Source organism: Brevundimonas sp. GW821-FHT10E09 (assembly GCF_058809375.1).
The window spans coordinates 1-977 of record NZ_JBXASO010000035.1; the positions used below are offsets into that span (position 1 = coordinate 1).

A 977-nucleotide genomic window follows, 5' to 3' on the forward strand; every position below is an offset into this window, starting at 1 on the left:
ACGTCCATCCCGAACCTCAAAAGGGGGTCCCTATTGCACGCCGATAGGGGGTCCCTTTTAGACGCCGATTGACAGTCTTTCGAATTGGCTCGCTGACAAAGCAGTTCACCGCCGCCGCCCTTTTGATGCTTGCGGAGGACGGGAAGCTCTCTCTGGATGACCCTGTGAACCGGTATCTGTGACGCACGTTCTGTCGCTGGAGCCGACCCATCAATTTCCGCCCGGTACTGGCTGGGCCTACTCCAGTTCGAACTACGTCTTGGCTGGCGCAATAATCGAAAGGGTCTCCGGGCAGCCCTGACGGGAGTTTATGGCGGCACGGATATTCCGCCCACTGAGCATAACCGGTGCGCACTGGATGATGATCGCGCTCTCGCGTCAGGTAGGGCCTCGGGTTACGACCGATTGGTGGCGGAGAAGCCGGGCTATGTTAACGCCCACACGGTGAGCCTGAATATCCCATTTGCTGCCGGCGCAATGCGCTCGACGGTCGTCGATCTATTGATCTGGAGCCAAGCACTGAGCCACGGCCAAGTTCTGAAGGATGACAGCTACCGTCAGATGCTGACTGCGGCCCGCCTGAATGATGGAGCTCGCGCGAGCTACACGGATGAAAATGGTGATCATCCGATTGATTACGCCCTCGGAATCGGCGTGACGGAAACGCTGGCGGGGCCTGTGGTCTCCCATGACGGCGCGATCGATGGTTTCACCAGCAGCCTGACGATTTTCACCGGACCTGATCTCGCCGTTGCAATTCTGGTCAACACGTCGCCCAGCGCGCACCTTCCCTTTGACGATGTGATGGAGGCCATCAGAGGCGACCCGGCAGTGAGCGTTCGCTAGATCCTCCTGGCGACATGTCCTCCTAGTGGCCTCCGCTGGGATTTTCGAGGCGTCGGACTTCGGCCAGCAAAAAGCCGCTGAGCGTAGTGCTCAGCGGCTGTTTTGTTTGGGTGCGGGAGTAGGATTTGAAC

The 977-nt window shown here is 59.0% G+C and carries 3 protein-coding genes; all 3 read left to right on the top strand.

The window, feature by feature from the left end; translation table 11 throughout:
* Positions 1-68 precede the first annotated feature (68 nt).
* From AC1RSI_RS16695 to AC1RSI_RS16705, 3 genes are read left to right on the top strand one after another with little or no spacing between them, the layout of a single operon-like run.
* The gene (locus AC1RSI_RS16695) at positions 69-182 is read left to right on the top strand and encodes a serine hydrolase (protein WP_447941188.1); all 114 of its coding nucleotides are present in this window, start codon (positions 69-71) and stop codon (positions 180-182) included.
* Entirely contained in the window at positions 179-301 is a 123-nt protein-coding gene (locus AC1RSI_RS16700) for a serine hydrolase (RefSeq protein ID WP_154726872.1), read from the top strand. The genes AC1RSI_RS16695 and AC1RSI_RS16700 overlap by 4 nt, the downstream gene beginning before the upstream one ends.
* 53 nt (positions 302-354) lie before the next feature.
* A complete protein-coding gene (locus tag AC1RSI_RS16705; RefSeq protein WP_255343280.1) occupies positions 355-846 on the top strand; it encodes a serine hydrolase in 492 nt (163 codons plus the stop codon).
* Positions 847-977 lie beyond the last annotated feature (131 nt).